Raw genomic sequence first — 25,265 nt, 5'->3', positions numbered from 1 at the left:
CTTGTTCCGGCAACGTAAGGAAACTTCCATATCGCGCCGAGCCCGATTGCCGAGCCGGCTGAAGCTAAAATAAAGCCAAGCTTTGATGACCATGAATTTTGATTATTTTCCACTAAAGCACCTCTTCTTCTCAGGACAACCCTGCAAATCATGCTACAAAGTATCATTTTAAAAACGATTTCTGAATCCGTCAAGTTTTCGAATAATTCTTTTAGTTTACATAATAAAATTATTGGCCGTGTATTTTTTCGGTGTTGAATTATTCAGAATATTAATTATAATAATAGGACACGAATTTTGTTAGATTTTCTGCACAGTAAGGAGCTGGACAAATGAATTATTTAGTCAAAATCAGTCAATTTACAGGAAAGACCTTTGCCATATGGGTGATCCTCTTTGCGGTGCTCGGGTTTGCATTTCCTTCGCAGTTTACATGGATCAGCCCTTATATTACGATTCTGCTCGGCGTCATCATGTTTGGGATGGGGCTGACCCTGTCAGCGGACGATTTTAAAGAACTGCTGCGAAAACCCCTTCACGTGGTAATCGGCGTGATCGTCCAATTTACTGTCATGCCCCTCACTGCTGTTGCGCTGGCTTACGGACTCAACCTTCCGCCTGACATTGCCGTCGGCGTCATTTTAGTCGGCTGCTGCCCCGGCGGGACCGCCTCAAATGTCATGACCTATTTGGCAAAGGGAAATACGGCGCTGTCTGTCGCGATCACGACGATTTCAACATTGCTGGCGCCTGTTTTGACACCGTTTCTCATTATGCTCTTCGCAAAAGAATGGCTGCCGGTATCCTTCGCATCGTTATTTGTCTCGATTTTACAGGCTGTACTGCTCCCGATCATTCTCGGACTGATCGTCCAGTTTATCTTTAAAAAACAAGTGGAACAAGCGGTGCAGGTGCTTCCGCTCGTGTCGGTCATCGGGATTGTCGCGATCGTTGCGGCCGTCGTCGGCGGCAATCGGGACAATATCATTCAATCCGGGCTGCTGATTTTTGCGGTTGTCGTCCTTCAAAATGGGCTCGGACTGCTACTCGGCTTTTTGCTGGCAAAATGCTTCAGGATGGATTATGCTTCGCAAAAAGCCGTCTCAATCGAAGTAGGCATGCAAAATTCGGGTCTTGGGGCGGCGCTGGCAACCGCTCATTTTTCACCGCTGTCTGCCGTGCCGAGCGCGGTGTTCAGCGTCTGGCACAACCTTTCAGGTTCATGGCTTGCGACTTACTGGGCCACAAAAGCAAAGAAGCAGAAGAATGCGTCCGAAACCTCGCAATCTTCCGCCGTTTCATAAACAAAAAAGCTTTGGCCGCTCATGCGGCCAAAGCTTTTTTTTGATTTTATCCCTCTAACAGAAGCTGCTCAGGATCTTCGAGCAGGTTTTTCACGGTGACTAAAAAGCCGACCGCTTCTTTTCCATCAACGATCCGATGGTCATAAGATAAAGCGATGTACATCATCGGACGGTTTTCAAAGCGCTCTTCATCGATGGCTACAGGGCGCAGCTGGATTTTGTGCATACCCAAAATTCCGACCTGCGGGCTGTTCAAAATCGGAGTCGACAGCAGCGATCCGAACGTTCCCCCGTTTGTAATCGTGAAGGATCCGCCTTGAAGTTCGCCGAGAGACAGCTTGTTGCTTCTCGCTTTTTTCGCCAGCTCAGCGATGTCTCTTTCGATATCTGCAAAGGTTTTTCGATCCGCATCGCGAACGACTGGGACGACAAGACCTTCAGGAGCGGCGACCGCGATTCCGATATCGTAAAACTTTTTGATAACAAGCTCGTCGCCTTGAATTTCCGCGTTGAGAAGCGGGTATTTTTTCAGGGCAGCCACGACGGCTTTCGTAAAGAAGGACATGAATCCAAGCTTCACATCGTGCTGCTCCAGGAATTGGTCTTTGCGGCGTTTTCTGAGATCCATGACTGCCGTCAAATCCACTTCGTTAAAAGTCGTCAGCATAGCGGCGGTGTGCTGAACTTCAACGAGGCGTTTGGCAATCGTTTGTCTCCGGCGGGACATTTTCTGCCGTTCAACCGGTTTTTCAGAATTTTCGGCATTTGCGGCCTTTCCTTGAGGTTTAGGCGCGGCCGGAGCTTTTGGCGGCTGCTCGTTCTTTTGATAGGATTCAACATCTTGTTTTCTGACCCTTCCGAGCGGATCGCCAGTCGGAATTTCCGATAAATCAATGCCTTTTTCCCGGGCCAGTTTTCTGGCAGCAGGAGAAGCGATCGTTCTTGTTTTCGCAGCCTCTTCCCGGCTTTTCGCTTGATCCGTCGTTTCGGCTTTCTCTTGCGCCGGCGCGGGCTTTTCTCCGGAAGCCTCTGCGTTCTTCTTGGCATCAGCCTGTGGTGCGGAATCACCGCCTCCTTTTGCTTCGCCCTCTGCAATCGTTCCGATTACTTCACCGACCTGAACCGTGTCACCGGAGTCTTTCAGCACTTCCTGAAGCACTCCGGACTGTTCTGCCGTCAATTCAACGTTGACTTTGTCGGTTTCCAGCTCGAGCAGGAATTCCCCTTGTTCCACGTAATCTCCCGGTTGTTTCAGCCATTGGGCTATCGTTCCTTCTGAAATTGATTCCGCTAATTCAGGTACTTTAATTTCCGCCATTTTTACAGTTCCCCCTTAGTTTTTGCGAGTCAAGCTCTCAGATACAATGCGTTCCTGTTCCTTCTTATGAACCGTCGGATCCCCTTCTGCCGGACTTGAACGTCTTCTTCTTCCAATATAGCGCACTTTAACGTCTTTAGGGGCAATTTCCCTTAAATAAGGCTCAATGTAATTCCAAGCCCCCATATTTTGCGGTTCTTCCTGAACCCAAACGATTTCTTCCAAGTTCGGCAGTTTGCCAAAGACCTCCTTAATATGCTTTGCAGGGAATGGATAAAGTTCTTCGACCCTGGCAATATGGATCCAGTCTTTGTCGCCTTCCATCTTGTTAAAGAAATCGCTGATGTCGATTGAGACTTTGCCGCTTGAAAGGACGAGGCGTGTCACTTTTTCATACTGATGAGAAAGACCGGACATTTCGTAAACAGGCTTAAAGCTGCTGTTTGTCAGCTCTTGTACTTCTGAAACGGTGTTCGGATTTCTCAGCAGGCTTTTCGGCGTCATGATAATGAGCGGGCGGATCTCCTCACGCAGCAGCATTTTCGCCTGCCTTCTTAAAATATGGAAGTATTGCGCCGCGCTTGTCAGATTGGCGACAGTCCAGTTATTTTCCGCTGCAAGCTGGAGGAATCGCTCCGTTCTGCCGCTCGAATGCTCAGGTCCCTGCCCTTCATATCCGTGAGGGAGCAGGACGACAAGCCCGGATTTTTGCCCCCATTTGGCCCTGCCTGCAGAAATAAACTGATCAAAATATACTTGAGCTGCGTTCGCGAAATCTCCGAACTGCGCTTCCCAGATCACCATCGTTTCCGGCGAAGAAACGTTATAACCGTATTCAAAGCCAAGGACAGACCCTTCAGAAAGCGGGCTGTTGTGAACCGCAAATGCCGCTTTTGTATCTGCAAGGTGATGCAGGGCGATGAATTCGTCCCCTGTCTTGCTGTCATGAAGAACAAGGTTCCGATGTGCAAATGTGCCGCGTTCTGAATCCTGGCCGGTCAGCCTTACAGGCGTGCCGTCTTTCAAAATGGACGCAAACGCCATCGCCTCGGCCAAAGACCAATCGACTTTCCGGTCATTTTCAAACGCTTTGGCGCGCCTTTCGAGGATTCGCTTTAACTTGTCGAACACGTTGAAGCTTTCCGGCCATGCGATCAGCTCTTCGTTAATTTTGCGCAGAATGTCAAATTCAACGGATGTGTCGACAAACGGGAACCCGTTTGAAACCGGCTCCGGCGGAACGATTTCATGCGCCATGTCTTCCTTTTTCGCCGGCACTTTTCGGTACGCATCTTCCAAACGCTTCATGACCGAGTCTTGAATGTGTTGAACGGCCTCTTTTTCAATAACTCCCCTATCGATGAGCTTTTCTGCAAAAATATTTTTGACCGTCGGATGCTTTCTGACCGCATCGTACAGCATCGGCTGCGTCGCCGACGGTTCATCCATCTCATTGTGTCCGAAGCGGCGGTAGCCGATCAGATCGATCAAAAAGTCCTTGTTGAAAGTCATACGGTACTCGACTGCAAGCTGAACCGCTGAAAGGCAGGCTTCAGGATCGTCGGCGTTGACGTGGACAATCGGAATTTCGAAACCTTTGGCCAGGTCGCTCGCGTATTTCGTCGATCTCGACTCATTGCTTTCGGTTGTAAATCCGATCATGTTGTTGGCGATGATGTGGATCGCTCCGCCGACCTGATAGCCCTTCAGCTGACTGAGGTTCAAGGTTTCAGCGACGATGCCTTCTCCCGGGAACGCAGCATCGCCGTGGATCAGAATCGCCAGCGATTTTTTGACGTCTTGAACCGGATAGCCGCTCTCCGTTCTCGTTTCCTGTGCTGCCCTTGTAGAGCCCTCTACAATCGGATCGATGAATTCAAGGTGGCTCGGATTGTTCGCCAAGGTGATCCGCGCCGTCTTTGTCTCTTCATCCTGAATCTGGCGGTTTGCACCGAGATGGTATTTTACATCCCCCGTCCAGCCGTAGCTGATTCCGATCGATCCCTCAGAAGGGACGAGATCTTTGTTCGGAGCATGCTGAAATTCGGAAAAAATGATTTCGTACGGTTTTCCGAGCACATGGGCCAATACGTTCAGGCGTCCCCTATGCGCCATTCCGATATTGATGTTCGTCGTACCGAGGGAAACCGACTTGGCGATCATATCATCCAGCATAGGCACGAGCGCATCAAGCCCTTCGATCGAGAAGCGCTTTTGCCCGACAAACGTTTTGTGCAAAAACTGTTCAAGCCCCTCAACCTCTGTCAGCCTTCTTAAGACGTCTACTAATTTCTCTTTCGCTTTCGGTGCGAATAATTCCCCCGATTCGATCTTCTTCATCAGCCAATTGCGCTCTTCAAAAATATGCACATGGTCGAATTCAAAAGAGATCGATTTTTTGTATGTGTTCCTTAAGTACTGGATGGCTTCTAAACCGTTCGTTACTTCTTTTGGGGCATCTTTGCAAATCACCGATGCCGGGATTTTTTCCACATCCTGCTCGGTCAGACCGTATTCAGCAAGCGGAAAAAGCTCTTGTTTTTCTTGCGTTTTTCTCAAAGGATTGACGGAAGCGTTTAAATGGCCATAGGTTCGAATATCTTCTGCGAGTTTTACCGCGGATGCGATTTTTTCGATAGATTCTGCCGTGAAATGCGCCCCTTCATTGCTTTCAGAGGCGGCCCTTAAGTCACCCGGGGGAGCTCCGAGACCGTCAAACATCTCTTTCACGTCAGGATCGACGCTCTCCGGATCCTTGACATACTGATCATAGAGCTCCAGCACATAGCCGAGGTTCGGACCGTGAAATTCTTCCCAAGTCATTCTTTGTTTCATACTATTTTGAAACATTTGAACATTACCCCCAACCTAATAATCAAGTGAATGATTCACTATCTTAATATATCTTCTGAACCCTTTGCCCAGAAATATGTAATAAAAACGCTTCCACGTTCATTTTACCACTGTTTCTCCTTTGTTTCTACACAGATTGTTCAAATAAAATTAAAAAATCGTCTTGAAAAATAAAGAATTTTATAATTTAGAACATTCAGACCGCGTCTGTTTTGCACTTTATCCATATTTCACCTTTCCGTCTGTATGTGATGACGTTTGTTCCAGGAAAATAAATTTCAAAAATTATAGTTGATGAAGATAATAAAAATTGGATGATTTATCGATCATGCCGGCAATAAAAACAGATGGCCGCGAACAATGCAGCCATCTGTCATGCCTATCTTATACTTTTGTTCAACAGCTTTTTTAAGAGCGGATACAGCACGTCAGGAAGCTGATCGACATCAGGGACGAACAGGCTGTACTTTCCGTACATATCCTGAATCGTTTTGATTTGCGATTCTTCGATTTCGCTGTTCGATAAAAATACGTTGATCACTTCGATCTTTCTTTTTCTCGCTTCCATTACCGCTTCGTGCGTATCGACAATTCCGTTCTGTTCGTAATTGAAGGCGGCCGGCTCCCCGTCTGAAAAGACGATCAGGAATTTTTGCTCTTCGCTTCTTTGAACGAGCATTTTCGTCATTTGCCTGATCGCGTAGCCGTCCCTGTTGTCTTCTTCGGGTTCGAGCTGCATGATGCGGGGCCCTGCGTCTTCTTTTAACGAATCCCTAAAAGGGACAACTGTATGGAAGTAGTTCGGCTGACTTGTTTCTGTCGCATCATTCGTATCCTCCCAAAACCCGACGATCTGATGGGGGACGGATACGGATTTAAGCGCTTCGTGAAACAGCACGATGCCCCGTTTTGTCTCGGCCATTTTGTCATGCATGCTGGCGGAGCAATCCACCAGCAATGTAAAGACGGCATCGATTTCTGTCGAGTTTTCTTGCTTTTTGTAAAAAAGACGCGGATTCCGTTCCGTAAAGTAGCGAAGCAGCTTGNNTCGGCAGCGTTTTTTTGTGCTCCAGCGTTTTTTGAATCATTTGCTTCAGACGCTTTTGGTACGATTCGACCGTCTTTGCCTGCTCCTGATAGTCCAAGACTTCTTCGTTTGTCGGTTTTTCAGGCGTTTTAAAAATCGGGAAGGCGTAGCGGTTTTCCTTTCCTTCCGGTGTTCCGCCCGCATTCGGCTCGTCCTGGACAGATTCAAGGGATTCAAGCTTTGAGTAATCTTTTCTTTTCGTCTGTTTCGCCGTTCCCTGAACTGCGCCGAGCGCTTGATCGCCGTCTTCGCCTTCCCTCAATGCGCCTCCCGCAATATCGGTTTTCGCGCCGTGCTCCAAGTCGAATTGAAGGAAGCTTTTGGCCGGCGCTTCCGTTTCTCTGTGCCATGTCGGCATTTCCTCATCTAGGACTTCTTCGTCCCCTTCGCTATTCTCATCCAGCGTCAAATCTTCGCTTAGTTTCGGCTTCGCTTTCAAATCGTTAAACAGGAATTCTTCATCAACCTGTTCGTACCCGAGCTCCGGGAAAAAGAAGTAGGTGTTCAACATATCCTTTTCAAGAACTTCTTCAAAGCCTTCCATCAACAGGCTGACGATTGATACGATATCCCCGGTTGACCGCGCTTCATATACGCGGCTCAGCTGCTGTTCGATGAACCCTTTCAGCGGATCAATCGATTCATGGATATGCGGGATGCCCTCAAGCGGCGACTCCGCCGTAAGCTTCAGATAAATGGCGCAAAACAGAGCATCGGTAAAAATGCTCCGCTCCAGATTCAGCGTCAGCTGTGTCGCAAAATGCTTCCGGTACATATTTCTCCGCTTGAAAAACACGCTTTTTGTTCCTGGACGTTCTTTTTTGATGCATTCTTCAATTCTGACATCCTCAAAAAGCATAAACAATTGTTTTGCAAAACTCTTAAACTGAAAATGACGGATGTCACCGAGCATCTTTGCGAAGTCCTTCATCGAGCTGTAGCGGGTACCGACAGAACGCAGGTACACATCGCTCTTCAGCCCGGCGACCATGTCCGCGTGAGCGCGGTCCTTCCAGAAATGACTCATATAGACTTTTTTCTCAAACGGGTTGTAATAGGACTGAACGCCGTATTCCACTTCGACCTGATCGCTTTTAGCAAGCGTCTTCGCCAGATCCGTCAGCTCCATAAACAAGAGTGAGTCGATCTTGCTGTCGTTAAATTTAATAAACTTCATGAAAGAACCCTCATTCAAATAAAGTTTGGGCAATATTGCGGACAGCCGCTTTTTCGCGTTCATCGTCAAGCTTTTCCACGATGCCCCGTTCGATCGCGCGCAGCGGCGGAATGTAAGTTGAAAGATCGCAAGTATCCAAAAGAGCCCTGATCGATGCAGCTTCTTCGGACACCTGACCGTTGTGCGCCTGTGTCATTAAGTCCGAAGACAAAGTGACAAACCGGCTGAGCAGCTTCTCATCCTTTAATTCAGACTGTGTTTCAAGCACGTGCTTTAGCAGGTCGCCTTTAATATACGGAACGTCAATAATGACAAACCTGTTTTTTAATGCCTCGTTTAAAGGGACTGTTCCGACATAGCCTTCATTAATCGCCGCGATGACGCCGAAACCGTCTTTTGCCTTGACGACCTCGCCGGTGAACGGGTTTGTCATCGTTTTCCTGTAATCAAGCACACCGTTTAAGATCGGCAGGGTTTCCGGCTTTGCCATGTTGATTTCGTCAATATATAAAAAGTGCCCGTGTTTCATCGCCTTTGTCACAGGCCCCTCGATAAATTCGATGGATGCGCGTCCCTCTGTGTTTTCAATCGTTTTATAGCCGACAAGCGCCTCGGCATCAAGGTCAACAGAACAGTTGACGCTGTGCATCGGCTTCTGGAAATAGGCGGACAACGTTTCCGCAAGCTTTGTTTTCCCGGAGCCTGTAGGTCCTTTCAGCAGCACATTTTTTCCGAGGGACAGCGCGATCAGCCCATCATTTAGGACGGCGTTATCCTCAGCTTGATAGCCGGGCTTTCCGATCAATGACTGAAATTCCTGTCCGGCAGGCCGGCTGGCGGACTCTCTCAGCCGCTCCTTTATTTTTTCAGGCAGCTCTAGTTCGTGTAGGTCGTATTTCATTCGTGGTATGTTCCTTTCTAAAAAGCGTCTTCTATATCAAGTATACTAAACACTCTTCTGTTTCCTCAATAGATATACTTTCTGCCTGATGAACGGAACATTATGATTTGCCGTCATTTGACAGGGCGCCGCAAACCATTCGGTCGCCTGAGTTTCCGGACGGGTTCGTTAAATCATCATCCTGTTTCTCATGAATGATAAATGCGCTTCCGTCCTGGTCAAGCAGACTGAACTTGCTGTTTTTATGCAACGTAACGTCAGGTGCATTGACAATGACATCGACTTTGCCGTCAGCCCCGACTTCAATATTCGGCAAATCCCCGGCATGATGCCCTTTCGGATTGTTGAAGCCGTGCTCCTTTTGCGCGGGATTGAAGTGAGCGCCGGCGCTTTCAAAATCAGGCCTTTTGCACCGGCCTGTTTCATGGATATGAAAAGCAAGCAGCCCAGGCGGCAGATCATGGGCGCTAACTCTTATATCAACGCCCTCTGATGCAGATTCAGAAACTTCTATAAAACCGGTCTCTTTTCCGTCCCGTTTCATCAGCTGCACCTTAATCGGCTGTGTGAGCGGTTCAAATGTTTCCGCATGCTCGTGTTCGCTTTTCTCCTGAGCAGGCTCTTTTTGCTGTGCGCATGCCGATGTCACGCATACAAAAACGCATGCAAGCAGCACTTTGGACAATCGATGCATCGCAAGGTCCCCCTTTGGCTTTTTTCATCTAGTGTAGACAACGGCAGGATCTGATAAACCTTCAACACTGAGGGGACCGATGCACAAAAAAAAGCCATAAAAATGGCTTTTTTAGAAGGGATAGCGTTTGGCTCCGAGATAGCGCTGCTTCCAATATGAATTGTTCATATCGCTGATGGTGACGCCCGAATCATTGGCGTTGATGAACTTATTGTTTCCTAAATAAATTCCGACATGGGAAGGGCCTGCTTTATATGTCGTAAAGAAAACGAAATCCCCTCTTGAAGGCGTGCTGACAGGCGTCATGATATTCCAATATCCGGCCGCGCTCAATCTGGAAACGGATGTGACTTTGTTGAGCACATAATAGATGTAGCCGCTGCAGTCAAAACCGGAAGGATTGTTTCCGCCCCATCTGTAAGGAACGCCAAGCTGTTTTTCAGCCTCGTCAATCATCCGTTCCACCTTCGCGCTTGACGAAGTGCCCGTTTTTGAAGAGCTTGAAGATTTAGATGGAGAGCTTGACGGCGTTGATTTCGTTCCGCCTGAGATTTTCAGCTTTTGGCCGACTTGTAACACGTCTGTCTTTAAATTGTTGGCTTCCCTGATGCTTTGAACCGTCACACCCATCGAGTTGGCAATCTTCCATAAAGAGTCGCCGGCCTTAACTGTATAAGTTGTCGTTTTTGAGCTGTTGTTTGAGCTCTTTTTGCCCGATGAAGAACTTGAAGACGACGTTTTGCTTCCGCTTGTAGAAGTCCCTTTTACTTTGAGGACTTGATTTGGGTAAATCGTATCCGACTTCAAGTTGTTCAGCGTTTTAATCTCGGCAACCGTCATGTTCAAGTTATTGGCAATTTTCCATAAAGAATCGCCCAGCTTGACTGTGTACGTGCTGCTTGATTTACTTGAACTGCTTGAGCTTGATGATGAGCCCGAGCTTGACGATGAAGACTTTTTGTTCGTGCTGGAACTTGTGTTTTTGGCTGCTCCTTTAATCACAAGCTTCTGGCCCGGATAAATCATGTCATTGCTCAAACCGTTTAACGTTTTAATTTCCTGAACGGTCGTTTTGTAGTCTTTGGCGATCAGCCAGAGAGAGTCTCCTGATTTAACCGTGTAAGTGGTCTTTGCAGAATTTTTGCTTGAGCTCGTAGAACCCGGTTTTTTGCTGCTGCTTTCCGACTTTCCATTTGGAATCTCCAAGGTTTGTCCAACATAGATCACCGTTGATGACAGATTGTTGGCTGATTTCAGTGCGGAAACGCTCGTGTTGTATTGAGCTGAAAGCTTCCACAGCGAGTCCCCGCTCTTCACCTTGATCGTCTGGGCCTCCGCCGGTGACGCAGCAAGCGAAGTTCCAACGACTGCAGAGGCCGCCAAACCTACTGCTATCTTCTTCTTCATACCTTTTAACCTCCCGCCTCATTTTTCGCTTTTCTCTCTATGTATCCATTACATTTTGTCATTGCTTAAAACGCCGTCCGATAAAGACAAGTGGTTCGATCACTTAAGTCTGCTTAGCGGACGAGACCCCCGTTTTCGCTCTTAAGCAAAAATGCAATTCACGATTTGTATCGGCTGATTCTGATATTTTTTAATAGTTTTTCAATGCAAAAGCAAAGAATCATTGACAAAAATCAATGTTCTTCTTTTTTGAATTCAATTCAGTGCCGAAAATCGGTGTTCGTGCTGAAAACATGTTCAAAGAAGGAAGTGCCGCCTGTGAAACACAGTTTGCAAGGGTTGACAGAAACACGTATGGGACAGACAGGCTGAATAAGCGCCTATGCTATTCGGGTTGCTGTGCAGATGTTTTTAGGGCGATGATTTTTTGACTTTGGCAAAAGATTCGTGGATCGTCACATGAGGGCGATGATTTTCATGTCGTATGCATTCATCGGAACATCAACCGGTCATTGGGATCTATGATCCGGCAGAAAGACTCCGGATGATGTTGTTCCTCCATACATTTCTATTTTTCCTCATAAAATTCCTTCTTGAAACTATAAATTGACTTTATCATACAATTTTTTTGCCTTCATCCGGAATTCGGCGTATCTTTTTTTAGACCATCCGGCTTTTTACAATCTTCGATTCTAGTCCCTTGTATCCAGCAAGAGCGAATAAAAAATGGGTTTGCACAACTAAAAACCTTACATCTTCCCTTTTAAAATAGATAAAAAGATCTACATATCTTATTTTTTCCATTTTATATGTATTTTTCCGGTCTTCTTTCACATCCTAATAAAGAGGAGGTAATGATATGGCAATCCAAAAAATTTTCCAATATTTATGTTCTTTTCTCGGAGTGATTTCCCTTTCCTTTATTTATGTGCAAATGTTTAAAAAAACAAAGAAGACGAAGGATTGAATAGGCATTTGTTGCATTATCTACATAACGTGTTATAATTTCTCTCGTTATCCAAAAGAAACGGGGAGCAAATATGAGGGAAACAAAGGATTTAAGGGAAAAAGCAAAGCAGTTTATTACGATTTTAATTCCGATTTTGATCACACAGGCCGGACTTTCTTTGATCACGTTTCTCGATACGGTGATGTCCGGCAAGGTCAGCGCTGCGGATCTTGCCGGCGTTGCGATCGGGTCGAGCTTGTGGACGCCTGTGTATACGGGACTGGCCGGCATTTTGACGGCGGTGACTCCGACCGTCGCTCAGTTGATGGGGGCCAAACAGCAAAAGAAAGTCCCCTACACTGTGATTCAAGCGATTTACGTAGCAATTATCATCAGTCTCATCGTTATGATTTCAGGTTTTTTCCTGGTTGATCCGATCCTGGAACGGCTTCAGCTCGATGAGAAGGTATCGCTCATCGCGAAACACTTCTTGTCATATCTTGGACTCGGCATTTTGCCGCTGTTTGTGTATAACGTGATGCGTTCGTTCATTGATTCGCTCGGCAAAACGAGGGTGACGATGCTGATCACCTTGTGCGCTCTTCCGATTAATTTTGTATTAAATGCTCTATTTATCTTCGGAAAGCTCGGATTCCCAAAAATGGGGGGAGCCGGCGCCGGTTTGGCATCCGCATTGACGTATTGGTGCATCTGTCTCATATCTTTATTGATCGTTCATAAAAAAACGCTGTTTTACCAGTTTAAGATTTTCGGGACGTTCTATTCATTTTCCCTTTCAGAATGTTTGAACCTCTTGAAGATCGGGCTTCCGATCGGATTTGCCATCTTCTTTGAAACGAGTATTTTTGCGGCAGTTACGTTGCTGATGAGCCACTTTGATACCGTGACGATCGCCTCCCACCAGGCGGCGATGAATTTCGCTTCGCTTCTTTATATGCTGCCGCTGAGCGTGTCGATGGCATTGACGATCGTCGTCGGCTTTGAAGCCGGGGCAAAGCGCTTTCAGGATTCAAAGGCCTACAGCTACTTGGGCATCTCGATGGCAGTCGGATTTTCGCTGTTCACCGCTCTTGTGATTTTGTTGTTCAGACAGCAAATCGCCGGTATGTATACTGAAGATCCCGCGGTCTTGTCCCTAACGAAGCACTTTTTGTTGTACGCCCTGTTTTTTCAGCTTTCAGACGCAATCGCAGCACCCATTCAAGGAGCGCTCAGAGGATACAAAGACGTCAACTACACGCTTGTCACAGCCCTGGTTTCCTATTGGATCATAGGGCTTCCCGTCGGCTTTGTCATCGGCACCTATACTTCCTTCGGAGCATACGGATATTGGATCGGCTTGATCACAGGCCTTGCCGCTGGAGCCGTCGGACTTTTCCTCAGACTCAGGATCATTCAAAACCGTTTGATCATGAAGCTCAGTGCATAAAGCCAAAAAAGGTATAGAGCATGTTTAAGCTCTATACCTTTTTCTCATTAATCGTCCCATTGATATGTCCAGAACGATTCTTTTTCAAACCATGTTTCAACGACAGGCTCACCGTTTGCTATTTTTTTCTCAATCTCTTTCAGCATGCCGCCAGTTTGTGACTTGTGCGCTTTTAGCGCATTCATTTTAATATCAGCCACTTCTTTGATATCGAGAACGACATCAGGCTTGCCAAGTGCTTCTTCTCTGTGGTGTGTGATCGCCATGCATAACACCCGCGGCCTGTCTTCTTTCTTTTTCCTGGACAGCGCGCGGATGACCGCCGCTCCGCAGGCGTCATGATCCGGATGGACGCCGTGGCCGGGATAGAACGTCACGATCAGGCTCGGTTTTACATCATCGATTACGGCCTCCACTTTGTCCGCCAGCTGGTCTTCATCTTCAAATTCGAGCGTTTTGTCGCGGAGCCCGAGCATACGTAAATCTTGTATGTCCATTTCCTTGCAGGCATCCATCAATTCCTGCTTTCTGAGCAGAGGAAGCGTTTCGCGATTGGCAAACAGCGGATCTCCCATATTTCTGCCCATTTCTCCAAGCGTCAGGCAAGCGTAAGTCACGGGGATCCCTTCTTTTCGGTTTAAAGCGATTAGACCCGCCACTCCGAACGATTCATCATCAGGGTGCGGCAGGATGACAAGTAAATGTTTTTTCATTTATAACACCTTCTTTTTAGACTGCAAATGGCTTTTTGCTGATTTGAAGTGAAATGGCAAGCTTGCCTCCTGGTAAATGGCCGGCGAGGAGCAGCCTTCCTTCGTCATCAATCGTATAATCTGTAAGGCCCTCTGCGTAAATCCAGCCTTCTTCTGTTTTCAAGCCCGCCCGGTAAGGCCCGCTTCCCGTGATTTTCGCCCGGGAGCAGACGACTTTTGCATTCCGGATAAATGCAACGACCGTCATGTTCTGTTCATTTTTATGAGCCGAATATGATCCGGTGGTTGTTTCCAAATGAATATAGACCGGCTCATCTAAAAATGTCTGTAAAGAAGCTTGGACATCTTCTTTATTGATTGCTTTCATATGACTCCCTGCTTTCTTTATTTGTTAATAATTGCAAACGTTCTGTATGGCGTGCAATCAGCTCAAGCTTTATATCCGCTTCCAAGGGGGATGAGATAATCCGCTGAACGGCCTGAGCATATTTTTCAAATCTCGTTTTTCTGAGCCTTGGATGGGTTCTGAGGTCATTCAGTTCATCATCGATGGCCTGATCGAGCGCTCTCTTCCGGTCTCCATGCACCGTCCGGTTTTTCCAGAGGGTCAGATATGAGTGAAACAGTTCGGTTTCGTTTTCCATGACGGACCGCCTCCGAATCCATTCAATAATGTTTTATTATACATGATCAGCGGTTATTGAAAAGAAAAAGGGCTTATGAATGATACGATTTTTTTCTTTTGAGAAATACCTTTGATTGCTTTTTCCATTTGAACTGGGACATGGTAAACAAAACAAGCGCCGCCCATATGCATGAAAACGTAAACGCTTTTTCGCTGCTGAACGGTTCATGGTAAACAAAAATGCCTAAGAATAGCGTAATCGTCGGCGCAATATACTGCAAAATTCCGACCTGGTACAGCGGGAGCTTTTTCGCTCCTTCTGCAAATAAAAGAAGCGGTATGGCAGTCAGCACGCCGGCCAAAAACAGCAAAATCACCGTTCCGATANNAAATAGACAAGTGCTGCGGGTGCGATAACCATCGTTTCCAGTGTCAGCCCGACGGCGCTCGAAAGCTGCGTTCTTTTCTTGGCCAGACCGTAAAGGCCGAAACTGAAAGCCAGTGCAAGCGCGATGTACGGCACAGAACCGTATTGAAAAGCAGAAATCAATACGCCGCCAGCCGCAATGAGAACTGCTACAGTCTGCATTCGCGACAGTTTTTCCTTCAAAAAGACGATCCCGAGCAAAATGGAAACGAGCGGATTGATATAATAGCCGAGACTCGCTTCAAGAATATAGCCGTGATTTACCGCCCATATGTAGACATACCAATTGGCTGTGATCAACAAGGCAGAAAATATCAGCGTCACAAGGGCTTTTCTGTTTCCGAGAAGCGCCCGGAAAGCGGTGATGCCGTCTTTCCACTGCCGCAAAAACAGCAGAACGCCGCACATAAAGACGAACGACCAGATGATGCGGTGAGCCAGTATGTCAAGGGCTGCTGTCTGTTCGAGAACTTTCCAGTACAAAGGGAGCAGCCCCCATAGCAAATAAGAACATGCCGTATACATAATCCCTTTCGTTTGAGTTGAATGATTCATAATACATCCTCTTCCTTTCTTCCTTCATCACGTCGCACGCTTTTTATCTCAGAGGCATATACTGTACCGTCTATGAGAAAGGAAGTGTGACCTGTGTTTGATTGGCAACGCTTTTTTCCTTTTCAGCAGCCATTTTCCAAAGACGGCTTAAAAAACGCCGATCCGAAAGATGTTGAACACTATATTAACCAAGTAATGAAAAGCGTTTTTGGACCGGGGTACTCGGCTCAGTTTCCTTTTCGTGACCCTCTTGCAAAAGAAACGCCGGCAGCAGACGAAACCGAACAGATTGACGTCTTTGAAACGACCAGCCACATATTCGTTAAAATTCCGCTTACAAGAGAACAGCTTAACCCCCTGAAAATTAAACATACTTCACAAACCCTGATCATAGAAAACTACCCTGAAACAGGGCAGCACAAAAAAGTCATTCTCCCCTCTCTTGTACGCAGAAAAGGTACAAAAGCCGTATTTAAGGACGGCATTTTAGAGGTGATGTTTTTGAAAAATGAAGACTTCAACCTGTCTGAAGTCGAGATTACGTATTGAAAACGGCCGGTTTGGAAAAAGCGGGCCGTTTTTCTTTGCCGTCATCCTTTACCGCTGTCCACTAAATCATATTAACACTAGCGCTTCCAGTCTATCATCTCTTTTGCCTGGCCATTTCAAACCATGCCCTTTGATTTGTATATTGTAGTCTATCCGTCTTAAAAAATCTATGTATCTATTTCCTCTTTCGATCCGTACCGGCCGGCCGTTATAATGATAAAGATTCTCAATTAAAGGAGGATGTATATGAAGAAAAAGATCATCACTTTTATCAGCACTATCGTTTTGACAATCCTTTGTTTTTCACCGCAGGCTTCGGCTGCATACAACGACCTTCACAAAGGCTATGCAACCTATACGGGATCAGGCTATTCGGGAGGAGCTTTGCTTCTTGACCCCATCCCTTCCAATATGAAGATCACTGCGTTAAACCCGACCGATCTTAACTATAAGGGCGTAAAAGCCGCTCTGGCCGGCGCCTACCTGCAAGTGGAAGGGCCGAAAGGAAAAACGACCGTCTACGTCACCGACCTGTACCCTGAAGGAGCACCCGGCGCCCTCGACCTGTCGCCTAACGCCTTCCGGGAAATCGGCGATATGAAAGACGGAAAAATCAACATTAAATGGCGTGTCGTCAAAGCGCCAATCAAAGGCAACTTCACATATCGGATCAAAGAAGGCAGCAGCCGGTGGTGGGCGGCGATCCAAGTGAGAAACCACAAGTATCCTGTCATGAAAATGGAATACTACAAAGGCGGAAAGTGGATCAACATGGAGAAGACGGACTACAACCATTTCGTCAGCACCAATTTAGGGACAGGCTCTCTGAAAGTGAGAATCACCGATATCCGCGGAAAAGTCGTGAAAGACACGATACCAAAGCTTCCCGAAAACGGTACATCAGAAGCATACATGGTTTCCGGCAAGGTCCAGTTTCCCGACTAAATAGACAGCAAGACGGCGGCCTGAGGGCGGAACATCCCGCGCTTAGGCCGCCGTTTGGCTTTAACAACTTGGGAACATTCATTTTTTATCGATAGTATGGAACAACTCCGCCTGGAACGCCTTGGTAAGGCTGCGCTGCGTATGGTGCGGCGCCGTAGGAAGACGCGGGTGCAATGGCACCTCCGTAGGGCTGTGCTCCTCCATAGCCCGCGTACGGCACTGGCCCTCCATAGCCTGCATAAGGCGGATATGCGTACGGCCTTGGAAAGTTAAAAAGCGCGCTTCCGAGAAATCCGCCTATTAATCCGCCGATCAGCGGCGCTCCGATCCAGAAAAACGGAGACCGCGCCGGATATGCGGCAGGGTAAGATCTCGAATATCCATAAAGCATATGAGGGTACATCGGCATTTATCCTCCTTTATGTCTGCCTATAGCCAAGGTATTCATAAAGCTGGGAAACGCTTGGGCGCCGGCTATTCTTCATAGATCATTTTTTTGGTCATTCCGCCGTCAACCGTTACGTTCGTACCGGTGACAAACCGGTTGTCCGGATCGGTTAAATAAAAGCATGCTTTGACGATATCAAGCGGATGGCCGACCCGGTTGGAAAAATGCTGCTCGTGATCAATGTCTCGCAGCCCGCCATAATGCTCTGTTTCGATCCATCCCGGGGAAATGCTGTTGACCACGATCGAATCCTTGCTTAACGACGCAGCGAGAGCATGGGTTAAAGCAATGATCCCGCCTTTTGACGCAGCATAGGCTTCGCTGTCCGGTTCAGACATAAAAGCTCTCGTCGAAGACATGTTGACAATGGCGCCCCCGTTTTCGTTCTCCCTCATTTTTTTTGCCGCTTCCCTAGAGCAGAGAAACACGCTTTTCAAGTTGGCGTTCAAGACATCGTCCCATTCTTCAGATGTCAGATGATACGGTGATTTCCAGACCGATTTTCCGGCGTTATTAATCAGAACGGAAAGCGTGCGGCCGTTTTTGACAGCCTCATCCATCAGGTGTCTGACGTCCTCTTCTTCCGCTGCATCCGCTGGTACAAACTGAACCTGCAATCCGGATGCAGACAGTTTGTGTTCCAATTGCCTGCCCTGTTCTTCCAGAACATCGGCAAACAGCACGTCATAGCCTTTTTTTGCGTATGCTGCGACAAGCTCTTTTCCGATTCCTCCTGCACCTCCGGTAATAACCGCAGCTTGTTTTCCGGTCACTGCTCGCGTCCCCCTTCTGCATCACAATGATGTTCAGCCCAATTTTGTATCTCTTTTAAAACAGGTTCGAGCGCATTGCCTTTTTCCGTCAATTGATAAATCACTTTAACAGGCGTTTCAGGCAGAACCTGTCTTTCGACAATTTCACCATGCTCCAGTTCTTTCAAACGTTCAGCCAGCATTTTTTGGCTGATCATCGGTATCATCTCGGTTAAATCCTTAAACCGTTTCGGTCCATCCAGCAACACATGAATGATCAGTCCATTCCATCTTTTGCCGAGCAAAGAAAAGGCGGCTTCCATTTTAGGACACATTGTAAACCCCAATTCTCTCACCCCTCCATATCCTGTTGACAAATATAAGTTGAAACATTAGAATACTCTTTGAAGTTACAAAAAGTAAGTTTCTAACTTTTTATCTGACTCTATCATAACACGTTTATCCCAAAGGAGGAAGTCACATGTCTGCATCAGAAAACAGCACGATTAAAGTATTGACAGAACGTACTTCGATTAAAGAATATGACACAAAAGTCTCCATTTCAAAAGAGGAACTGACAGATCTGCTTTCCGTCACGACGAAAGCTCCGTCAGCCTGGAACCTTCAGCATTGGCATTTTACCGTATTCCACAGCCAGGAAGCAAAAGACAGACTGCTTCCGATCGCCTACAATCAAAAGCAAGTCTCCCAGGCATCCGCAGTCGTCGCCGTATTGGGAGACCTAAAGGCGAATTTGAACGGTGAAGCCGTTTACGGTCCTTTAACAGAAGCTGGATTTATGACAGAGGACATTAAAAACACATTGCTTTCCCAAATTAACGGGGCCTACCAAAGCAGCGCTTTTGCCAGAGACGCCGCCTTTACAAACGCATCGCTCGCAGCTATGCAGCTGATGATCGCCGCGAAAGCAAAAGGCTATGACACATGCGCAATGGGAGGCTTTGACAAAGAGGCATTTGTTAAAGAATTTCAAATTGATGATCGCTATGTACCGGTCATGCTGATTTCGATCGGAAAACCGGTCAAGCCGGCTCACAAGAGCACCCGCTTCGAAGTTTCAGAAGTTTCAACATGGCTGTAACATAGAGAAAACCTTAGTCCTTGAAGGACTAAGGTTTATTTTTTTGCTTTTATATGTGTTTCATACCAGCTTTTTGCCTGTTCGATTTCCCGATGTGTAAGCTGATGTCCGCCGTCTTCCCAATAAAGCGAAACATCCGCCCCGGCCTTTTTGAATAAGCTCTCAAGCTCTTTTGTTTCATCCGGCGGGCAGAGGGGGTCCATCTTTCCTGCGCCGATGTATATCGGCACCCCCGTCATATCGGGGAGCGCGGTGTTTCTGAACGGAACCATCGGATGATGCAAGATGGCACCTTTTAGCGCCTGCCCGTGGCGGAACAGCAGACTTCCGGCGATATTGGCGCCGTTTGAATATCCGATCGCCACCACTTTATCCCTGGCAAATTCAAGCTCTTTGGCAGCCTGATCAAGAAAGGCTTTCAGCTCGTCCGTCCTTTCGAACAAGTCCTCCAGATCAAAAACGCCTTCTCTCAGACGCTTAAAAAAGCGCGGCATGCCGTTTTCCAGGACATTTCCTCTGACGCCTAGCAAATTGGCATCAGGATCGACCATGCGGCCGATCGGCAAAAGGTCGTGTTCGTTCCCTCCTGTTCCGTGCAAAAGCAGCAGTGTAACATCTGATTGCCCTCTTTCAAATATGTGGTTCATTCGTACTCCCCCCTATTCCCATTTTGGAAGAACGCCTTCGATTTGACGGCGGTGCTGTTCAAGCCAGTCCGGCAGCTTTAACGATGTCCCGAGATCCGCGAGGCCTTCGTCAACGAGAAAGCCCGGCTCATCTGTCGCCATTTCAAATAATATGCCGCCTTGTTCCCTGAAGTATATCGACGTGAAGTATTGGCGGTCGAGAATCTCCGAGGCAGAAAATCCGCTTTCTTGAAGCAGCTTTTTCCATTCTTGTTGTTCTTCTCGGGTCGTTCTGAAAGCAACGTGGTGAATCGTGCCGTAACCGCCGATGCCCCTCGTTTGCCCATTGACTTTGACATCCAGGCGGTTTCCGATCGTTCCGCCGATCTCCAGCCGGACGTAATCCCCGTCTTCGCCTGCTTTCCGATAGCCGAATTGCTCCTCCAAAAAACGGATCGTCGCCTCCGGCCGGTAGCTGTTCAATGTCACACCTTTTGTGCCTGTGATCGCATAATGCGGCGGGATGCCTGCCGCTTCCCGCGTGTTTTGCCCGCTTTCGCCGTCTTCTGTGATGGAAAGCTGAAGATCTTCAGCATCTTGAAAAAGAAGCACGTTCTCCTTAAAAAGCACGGTTTCCCGAACATCTATGCCGAGATCTGCGAGCCGCTTCTTCCAGAAGGGAAGAGCGCCCTTCGGAACCGCTAAATCAATCCTTCCCGCCTGTCCGTTTCCAACCGTACCCTTCATGCTTCCCTGGAACGGAAAGAACGTTAAAATCGTGCCTGGATCGCCGGTCTCATTTCCGAAGTAAAAATGGTAGGTGCCGGGATCATCAAAATTAACCGTTTTTTTGACGAGGCGCAGACCCAATACCTCCGTATAAAATGACAGGTTCACTTTAGGGTCTCTCGCAAATGCCGTGACATGGTGCAGTCCTTTTGTTTTCATCGTGATTCTCCTTTTATCTCGAATTCAAGATATTAATTATTGTAATGTTATTTTTCCGCTTCTGCAAGGCAGATATATTGTTTTAATAATTTAAAAAATCACTTTTTTCTAATAATTATCTTGTGATTGAATCTGACAACTGCTATGATAATGAACATTAAAATCGTTCAAGGAGGAAAAAAGGTGAATAAACGGTTTTTCATTTTCATTCTATTCATCATCCCTTTTATCGGCCAGCTTGCTTTGCTTCCCTTCGTAAACAGGATCCAGCCGATATTGTTCGGGCTTCCGTTTTTCCATTTTTGGCTCGCATTATGGATCGTTGTGACGCCAGTGATTACGGTTGCTGTTTATAAATTGGAAAAGAAAAACGGAGGTTATGAATAATGCAAGGAAATGTAACAGCGCTTTTGATAACGGCCGGCATTATCCTGACCGTTGTCTGTATCGGTTTTCTTGCCGGCAGCAACAAGCAGTCGCGCAAATCGGTTGAAGAATGGTCTGTCGGAAGCAGGCGTTTCGGAGGGCTTCTCGTTTGGTTCCTCGTCGGTGCCGACTTATACACGGCCTACACATTTTTAGGATTGACAAGCACCGCTTTTACGGGCGGAAGCGTAGCTTTCTTTGCGATCCCTTATTCGGTTTTGGCGTATTTTATCGCATACTTCTTTCTGCCGAAACTGTGGCATGTCGCAAAGGAGCATAAATTAACGACGCTCGCCGATTACGCGAGAGAACGCTTCAGCAGCAAATTGCTGTCATCGCTTGTCGCGATTGTCGGCGTCCTGATGCTGATTCCGTACATTTGCCTGCAGCTCAGCGGAATTCAGGATACGCTTCAGGTCGCGGGAACAGGTTATATCAACGTCAAAGCCGTCGTTATCATTTCTTTTATTCTTGTCGCGCTTTATACGTTTTTCAGCGGCATCAAAGGGCCTACATATACCGCTATTATAAAAGATATTTTAGTTTGGGTGATGATGCTGTTTATGGTCGTCTCATTGCCGCTCATCCATTTCAACGGCTGGACGCCTATGATTGAAAAGCTCGCAAGTGAAGCGCCGCACATGCTGACGATTCCTGCAGACGGTCCGAAAGGGATTTCCTGGTTCATCACCGCTTCCATCGTGTCCGCCCTCGCTTTATTTATGTGGGCGCATGCGGCAACAGGGGTATTCACGGCGAACAGCGCCGATGCCCTCAGGAAAAACAGCATGTTTCTGCCGCTTTACAACATCGTGCTGATTTTGGTGATCTTTCTCGGCTTCATCGCGTTTCTCGTACTTCCGGACAGCATCAATCCGAGACTTGCGCTGCTTTATTTGATTCAAAGCTCTTACGGAGGTGTCACCCAAGGCCTTGCTTATTCAACCATCGCCCTGGCGAGTCTCATTCCGTGTTCGATTATGGCGATCGGCGCTTCCAATTTGTTTGCCAACAATTTATACCGTGATTTGATCAATCCCGGTGTGTCAGGGAGCAAATTGACATTGGTCACCCGTTCCATGGTATTCGTCGTCATCGGCCTTGCGCTTATATTCGGCATGCTGTTCCCGGCGGCGCTTGTGACGCTTCAGCTCCTCGGCGTATCCGGCATGGTGCAGATTTTCCCGGCGATCGTCATCAGCTTATTCTGGAGAAATCAGACAAAAGAAGCGACCATCATCGGACTTTTGATCGGCCTTGCCGTTACATTTACGGTGTATTCGACCAAGGCATCCTTCGGGATTTACGAAGGCTTCTGGGGACTTGCGGCCAACCTCCTGTCCGTCGTGATCCTTAATCCGCTGTTCGTAAAACGCGTAAAATCGAATTCCGTCATCAGCTATCTGTTTGACAAGAAGAACAATGTACAAAAAAGCGCCTAATGAAAAACCCTTACGCCTTTAAAAGCGTAAGGGTTTTGTTTATTTTTCCTTTTTGACGATCTCGATCGCTTTTTCGAGCTGTGTATCGTGTTTTGAAAGCTTATCCTGAAGCTTTACCGTCATTCCGCTCGTCGTTTCTCCGGTTATGATTCCTGTCGTTTTGAGCTTTTGATCGCTCTGGAACGCTTTAACGGCTTGAACCGTCTGATCGTCGAACGAGCCCGTTGGTTTTACATTATATCCGAGAGCCTTCAGCATTTTTTGGGCAACTTTCACTTCGTCACCCGTGCTGCCTGACTGATACTTTTTCTTTGGATCGAGATACGGCAGTTTGGCATAGCTAGGAAGCTCGGCTTTGTATTGCGGTTCGATCCCTTTCTCATGAATCCAGTTTCCGTTCGGCGTCAGCCACTTGGCGATCGTCAGCTTCACGGTAGATCCGTCAGAGAAGTTTTCCGCATTTTGGACGGTTCCTTTTCCGAACGTTTTTTCGCCGACAATCGGGATGCCTGAAGCCTGGTGAAGTGCTGCCGCCATAATTTCCGCCGCGCTCGCCGTTCCGCCGTTTACAAGGACAACGGTCGGCTTGGTCACTTTGCGTTCATTTTCGGCTTTGTATACTTCTTTCGTTCCGTTTTTCGGTTCCACCTGCATAATCGTCTTGCCTTTGTCGACAAACAGATTGCTCATCGTAATCGCCTGATCCATTAAACCGCCAGGGTTTCCTCTAAGATCTAAAACGAACCTTTTCGCTCCTTTTTCGGTCAAATCGTCAATCGCTTTTGTCAGTTCTTTTGCCGTATTTTCAGAGAATGACGTGATTTGGATTTCACCGATATTGCCGTCGATCATTTTTGAATAAACCGTTTCGACCGGTATCGTATCCCGCTTAATGGTGACATCGATTTCACCGACGCCTTCCCTTTTCAGCACAAGCTTGACATCCGTGCCTTTTTTGCCGCGAATCATCGCAACTGCTTCATTGACGGTCTTTCCTTTGACGCTTTTGCCGTCGACTTTCTGAATTTCGTCATGCGGCTTTAAGCCCGCTTTTTCTGCGGGGGAGCCTTTTATCGGCGCGACGATTAAGATTTGTCCATTTTTTTCTTCCACTTGGGCGCCGATTCCTTCAAAAGAAGAAGTAATGCTTTCCTCGAAAGACTGCGCTTCTTTTTTATCCATGTATGTAGAATATGGATCACCCAAAGCCTCAAGCATTCCTTTTATCGCCCCGTCTGTGAGCTTTTCATCGTCGGCTTTTTTGTAATAATCGCTCTTGATCTTGTCGTAAGCGGCCATCAGCTTCTCAAATTTTTCGCTGTCCGCCGAGGAATAAGCGGATCCGCCGTTCCCTTTGCCCACTATAAAAAGCGTGAGCGCCGATGCGGCGACAGCCGTAACGAGTACGATCAAAAATAGTTTTAACTGCTGTTTCAAACGAACACCACCTTTTCTTCTTACCATATTATCACGGACGATTCTTTATTCGTCAACTCGGATTACTTGAAATTGGGCGATTTCCGGCCCCCCGGCGTTAAACCGATATGTTTATGTCGCATATGCATACAAAAAGGAGGGATTTAATTTTGAGCGATTATTTAGACATGCTGGCTTATTTCGGCGTTTCCGGCGCTCATCCGGGCGGCATGGCGCTGACGAAGGCCGTCCTCGCCAAAGCCGATATCGATCCTGAACTCCCGATTCTTGACGCCGGCTGCGGTACGGGCCAGACCGCAGCATACTTGGGACATCTTCTGTTTCCTGTGACCGCTCTTGATTCAGACGCGGTCATGATCTGTAAAGCGAAAAAAAGATTTGCGGATGAAGACTTGTCCATCCCTGTCGTACATTCTCAAATTGAAAAAACGCCGTTTGAATCTGACAGCTTTGCCTGTGTATTGTCGGAATCCGTATTAAGCTTTACAGACATTGCTTCATCACTCGCGGAAATCCGCCGGATTTTGAAGCCTGACGGAAAGCTCGTCTGTATTGAAGTGTCTCTCGCTGATGACAGTCTTTCAAAGGAAGAGAAAAAAGAAATCAGCGATTTTTACGGATTTACCGCATTGTACACGGAAGACGAATGGCTGCGCGTACTCCGCGGTTCCGGTTTTTCGCAGATCGAGACGATCGGCGCTGCTTTGGAGGCAGCCGATCCTGAAGATAGCGTGACAGAGATGAACCTGTCGCCTGACATTCCGGAAAAAAACTATAAAACAATGGAAAAACATCAGCAACTGCTGGCAACATATCAGGGGGCTCTCAATCCTATTATTTTTGTGTGCCGTCCATAAACCAGCGTTTGTCTTGCTTCTTTCGTCCAACCTTTTCTATCAATTGCGCCATATGCTGAAATAGAGAGCATACTAGATGAAAGGAGCATGTAAATGGAGCGTTACTATAGAATTTGCAATCAGAATGTCGGCAAAGTGGCCAGAATCACTGATAGAAGGGGCCGCGTCCATGTCGGCAGAATCGTCCGCGTCACGCCGCAAAAAGTATTTATCTCCCCGATGATCAGAAGAGGTGCTCCCGGTTACGGCTACGGCTGGTGGGGAGGCTGGGGA

At 47.3% G+C, this 25,265-nt stretch carries 24 protein-coding genes and 2 pseudogenes; 9 read left to right on the top strand and 17 right to left on the bottom strand.

From position 1 onward, the window contains the following. Positions 1-152: hypothetical protein (locus V7126_RS16425; RefSeq protein WP_335497794.1), on the bottom strand; the 152-nt coding region annotated here is incomplete at its 3' end. A gap of 180 nt (positions 153-332) precedes the next feature. Here V7126_RS16425 and V7126_RS16420 point away from each other — a divergent pair. Further along, a complete protein-coding gene (locus V7126_RS16420; RefSeq protein WP_046129554.1) occupies positions 333-1,304 on the top strand; it encodes a bile acid:sodium symporter family transporter in 972 nt (323 codons plus the stop codon). Positions 1,305-1,350: 46 nt separating this feature from the next. On the opposite strand, the gene odhB is transcribed toward V7126_RS16420, so the two are convergent. The 6 genes and pseudogenes from odhB to V7126_RS16390 form a co-directional block, all read right to left on the bottom strand. Beyond that, positions 1,351-2,622 carry a 2-oxoglutarate dehydrogenase complex dihydrolipoyllysine-residue succinyltransferase gene (gene odhB, locus V7126_RS16415; protein WP_046129555.1) on the bottom strand — a complete coding sequence of 424 codons (1,272 nt, stop codon included), beginning with the start codon at positions 2,620-2,622 and terminating at the stop codon, positions 1,351-1,353. Between the two features lie 15 nt (positions 2,623-2,637). After that, entirely contained in the window at positions 2,638-5,472 is a 2,835-nt protein-coding gene (sucA, locus tag V7126_RS16410; RefSeq protein ID WP_046129556.1) for a 2-oxoglutarate dehydrogenase E1 component, read from the bottom strand. A 382-nt stretch (positions 5,473-5,854) separates the two neighbouring features. Next, positions 5,855-7,739, bottom strand: a pseudogene (locus tag V7126_RS16405) (vWA domain-containing protein). A 10-nt stretch (positions 7,740-7,749) separates the two neighbouring features. Continuing rightward, positions 7,750-8,640 (bottom strand): ATP-binding protein, encoded by an 891-nt coding sequence (locus tag V7126_RS16400; protein WP_046129558.1) that lies wholly within the window; start codon positions 8,638-8,640, stop codon positions 7,750-7,752. Positions 8,641-8,740: 100 nt separating this feature from the next. Then, the gene (locus V7126_RS16395; RefSeq protein WP_046129559.1) at positions 8,741-9,334 is read right to left on the bottom strand and encodes a superoxide dismutase family protein; all 594 of its coding nucleotides are present in this window, start codon (positions 9,332-9,334) and stop codon (positions 8,741-8,743) included. Between the two features lie 111 nt (positions 9,335-9,445). Then, positions 9,446-10,741, bottom strand: coding sequence for a C40 family peptidase (locus V7126_RS16390; protein WP_335497739.1), 1,296 nt, complete (start codon positions 10,739-10,741; stop codon positions 9,446-9,448). A gap of 1,040 nt (positions 10,742-11,781) precedes the next feature. On the opposite strand from V7126_RS16390, the gene V7126_RS16385 reads away from it, so the two are divergent. Next, positions 11,782-13,140 carry an MATE family efflux transporter gene (locus tag V7126_RS16385; protein ID WP_335497737.1) on the top strand — a complete coding sequence of 453 codons (1,359 nt, stop codon included), beginning with the start codon at positions 11,782-11,784 and terminating at the stop codon, positions 13,138-13,140. A gap of 47 nt (positions 13,141-13,187) precedes the next feature. On the opposite strand, the gene bshB2 is transcribed toward V7126_RS16385, so the two are convergent. The 4 genes and pseudogenes from bshB2 to rarD all read right to left on the bottom strand — a co-directional run bounded on the left by bshB2 (position 13,188) and on the right by rarD (position 15,460). Then, complete coding sequence (gene bshB2, locus V7126_RS16380; protein ID WP_175075058.1) at positions 13,188-13,853, bottom strand: bacillithiol biosynthesis deacetylase BshB2; 666 nt, start codon at positions 13,851-13,853, stop codon at positions 13,188-13,190. A 16-nt stretch (positions 13,854-13,869) separates the two neighbouring features. Continuing rightward, positions 13,870-14,220 carry a YojF family protein gene (locus V7126_RS16375; RefSeq protein WP_046129563.1) on the bottom strand — a complete coding sequence of 117 codons (351 nt, stop codon included), beginning with the start codon at positions 14,218-14,220 and terminating at the stop codon, positions 13,870-13,872. Next, entirely contained in the window at positions 14,204-14,497 is a 294-nt protein-coding gene (locus V7126_RS16370; protein ID WP_335497734.1) for a hypothetical protein, read from the bottom strand. The genes V7126_RS16375 and V7126_RS16370 overlap by 17 nt, the downstream gene beginning before the upstream one ends. Positions 14,498-14,570: 73 nt before the next feature. Further along, a pseudogene (gene rarD, locus V7126_RS16365) lies at positions 14,571-15,460 on the bottom strand (EamA family transporter RarD). A gap of 93 nt (positions 15,461-15,553) precedes the next feature. Here rarD and V7126_RS16360 point away from each other — a divergent pair. After that, a complete protein-coding gene (locus tag V7126_RS16360; RefSeq protein ID WP_335497732.1) occupies positions 15,554-16,009 on the top strand; it encodes a spore gernimation protein GerT in 456 nt (151 codons plus the stop codon). Positions 16,010-16,255: 246 nt separating this feature from the next. Continuing rightward, complete coding sequence (locus V7126_RS16355) at positions 16,256-16,954, top strand: expansin EXLX1 family cellulose-binding protein (protein ID WP_046129567.1); 699 nt, start codon at positions 16,256-16,258, stop codon at positions 16,952-16,954. 85 nt (positions 16,955-17,039) lie between these two features. Here the strand turns inward: V7126_RS16355 and V7126_RS16350 are convergent, their stop codons facing one another. The 3 genes from V7126_RS16350 to V7126_RS16340 all read right to left on the bottom strand — a co-directional run bounded on the left by V7126_RS16350 (position 17,040) and on the right by V7126_RS16340 (position 18,501). Next, positions 17,040-17,357: a hypothetical protein gene (locus V7126_RS16350; RefSeq protein WP_046129568.1), complete on the bottom strand. Its 318-nt coding sequence runs from the start codon at positions 17,355-17,357 to the stop codon at positions 17,040-17,042. 71 nt (positions 17,358-17,428) lie between these two features. Further along, complete coding sequence (locus V7126_RS16345) at positions 17,429-18,175, bottom strand: SDR family oxidoreductase (protein WP_335497729.1); 747 nt, start codon at positions 18,173-18,175, stop codon at positions 17,429-17,431. Further along, entirely contained in the window at positions 18,172-18,501 is a 330-nt protein-coding gene (locus tag V7126_RS16340) for a winged helix-turn-helix transcriptional regulator (RefSeq protein WP_335497727.1), read from the bottom strand. Before V7126_RS16340 ends, V7126_RS16345 begins: the two co-directional genes overlap by 4 nt. Before the next feature lie 134 nt (positions 18,502-18,635). Between V7126_RS16340 and V7126_RS16335 the strand changes: the two genes are divergently transcribed. Beyond that, on the top strand, positions 18,636-19,256 hold the full coding sequence (locus V7126_RS16335; protein ID WP_335497725.1) for a nitroreductase family protein: 621 nt from the start codon (positions 18,636-18,638) through the stop codon (positions 19,254-19,256). A gap of 35 nt (positions 19,257-19,291) precedes the next feature. On the opposite strand, the gene V7126_RS16330 is transcribed toward V7126_RS16335, so the two are convergent. Together V7126_RS16330 and V7126_RS16325 are read right to left on the bottom strand one after the other, a co-directional pair. Beyond that, the gene (locus tag V7126_RS16330; RefSeq protein ID WP_335497723.1) at positions 19,292-19,903 is read right to left on the bottom strand and encodes an alpha/beta hydrolase; all 612 of its coding nucleotides are present in this window, start codon (positions 19,901-19,903) and stop codon (positions 19,292-19,294) included. Between the two features lie 12 nt (positions 19,904-19,915). Continuing rightward, the gene (locus V7126_RS16325; protein WP_335497721.1) at positions 19,916-20,830 is read right to left on the bottom strand and encodes a ring-cleaving dioxygenase; all 915 of its coding nucleotides are present in this window, start codon (positions 20,828-20,830) and stop codon (positions 19,916-19,918) included. 183 nt (positions 20,831-21,013) lie between these two features. Between V7126_RS16325 and V7126_RS16320 the strand changes: the two genes are divergently transcribed. Both V7126_RS16320 and V7126_RS16315 read left to right on the top strand, forming a co-directional pair. Beyond that, the gene (locus V7126_RS16320; RefSeq protein ID WP_335497719.1) at positions 21,014-21,217 is read left to right on the top strand and encodes a DUF3311 domain-containing protein; all 204 of its coding nucleotides are present in this window, start codon (positions 21,014-21,016) and stop codon (positions 21,215-21,217) included. Then, positions 21,217-22,698 (top strand): sodium:solute symporter family protein, encoded by a 1,482-nt coding sequence (locus tag V7126_RS16315; protein WP_335497718.1) that lies wholly within the window; start codon positions 21,217-21,219, stop codon positions 22,696-22,698. The genes V7126_RS16320 and V7126_RS16315 overlap by 1 nt, the downstream gene beginning before the upstream one ends. Positions 22,699-22,737: 39 nt before the next feature. On the opposite strand, the gene V7126_RS16310 is transcribed toward V7126_RS16315, so the two are convergent. Further along, entirely contained in the window at positions 22,738-24,135 is a 1,398-nt protein-coding gene (locus tag V7126_RS16310; protein ID WP_046129575.1) for a S41 family peptidase, read from the bottom strand. 149 nt (positions 24,136-24,284) lie between these two features. On the opposite strand from V7126_RS16310, the gene V7126_RS16305 reads away from it, so the two are divergent. Together V7126_RS16305 and V7126_RS16300 are read left to right on the top strand one after the other, a co-directional pair. Next, the gene (locus tag V7126_RS16305; RefSeq protein WP_335497717.1) at positions 24,285-24,992 is read left to right on the top strand and encodes a class I SAM-dependent methyltransferase; all 708 of its coding nucleotides are present in this window, start codon (positions 24,285-24,287) and stop codon (positions 24,990-24,992) included. 93 nt (positions 24,993-25,085) lie between these two features. Continuing rightward, a partial coding sequence (locus V7126_RS16300) for a hypothetical protein (RefSeq protein ID WP_335497716.1) occupies positions 25,086-25,265 on the top strand: 180 nt, incomplete at its 3' end.

This window comes from Bacillus sp. JJ675 (assembly GCF_036963165.1).
GTDB lineage: Bacteria > Bacillota > Bacilli > Bacillales > Bacillaceae > Bacillus > Bacillus glycinifermentans.
The sequence above is the reverse complement of the archived record's forward strand: the minus strand, read 5'-3'. Positions and strand labels throughout refer to the sequence as shown.

Excerpts from the sequence above, each read along its gene's own strand:
- V7126_RS16420 (WP_046129554.1), top strand. The coding sequence starts at position 333 with ATGAATTATTTAGTCAAAATCAGTCAATTTACAGGAAAGACCTTTGCC.
- odhB (WP_046129555.1), bottom strand. The coding sequence starts at position 2,622 with ATGGCGGAAATTAAAGTACCTGAATTAGCGGAATCAATTTCAGAAGGA.
- sucA (WP_046129556.1), bottom strand. The coding sequence starts at position 5,472 with ATGTTTCAAAATAGTATGAAACAAAGAATGACTTGGGAAGAATTTCAC.
- V7126_RS16400 (WP_046129558.1), bottom strand. The coding sequence starts at position 8,640 with ATGAAATACGACCTACACGAACTAGAGCTGCCTGAAAAAATAAAGGAG.
- V7126_RS16395 (WP_046129559.1), bottom strand. The coding sequence starts at position 9,334 with ATGCATCGATTGTCCAAAGTGCTGCTTGCATGCGTTTTTGTATGCGTG.
- V7126_RS16390 (WP_335497739.1), bottom strand. The coding sequence starts at position 10,741 with ATGAAGAAGAAGATAGCAGTAGGTTTGGCGGCCTCTGCAGTCGTTGGA.
- V7126_RS16385 (WP_335497737.1), top strand. The coding sequence starts at position 11,782 with ATGAGGGAAACAAAGGATTTAAGGGAAAAAGCAAAGCAGTTTATTACG.
- bshB2 (WP_175075058.1), bottom strand. The coding sequence starts at position 13,853 with ATGAAAAAACATTTACTTGTCATCCTGCCGCACCCTGATGATGAATCG.
- V7126_RS16375 (WP_046129563.1), bottom strand. The coding sequence starts at position 14,220 with ATGAAAGCAATCAATAAAGAAGATGTCCAAGCTTCTTTACAGACATTT.
- V7126_RS16370 (WP_335497734.1), bottom strand. The coding sequence starts at position 14,497 with ATGGAAAACGAAACCGAACTGTTTCACTCATATCTGACCCTCTGGAAA.
- V7126_RS16355 (WP_046129567.1), top strand. The coding sequence starts at position 16,256 with ATGAAGAAAAAGATCATCACTTTTATCAGCACTATCGTTTTGACAATC.
- V7126_RS16350 (WP_046129568.1), bottom strand. The coding sequence starts at position 17,357 with ATGTACCCTCATATGCTTTATGGATATTCGAGATCTTACCCTGCCGCA.
- V7126_RS16335 (WP_335497725.1), top strand. The coding sequence starts at position 18,636 with ATGTCTGCATCAGAAAACAGCACGATTAAAGTATTGACAGAACGTACT.
- V7126_RS16330 (WP_335497723.1), bottom strand. The coding sequence starts at position 19,903 with ATGAACCACATATTTGAAAGAGGGCAATCAGATGTTACACTGCTGCTT.
- V7126_RS16325 (WP_335497721.1), bottom strand. The coding sequence starts at position 20,830 with ATGAAAACAAAAGGACTGCACCATGTCACGGCATTTGCGAGAGACCCT.
- V7126_RS16315 (WP_335497718.1), top strand. The coding sequence starts at position 21,217 with ATGCAAGGAAATGTAACAGCGCTTTTGATAACGGCCGGCATTATCCTG.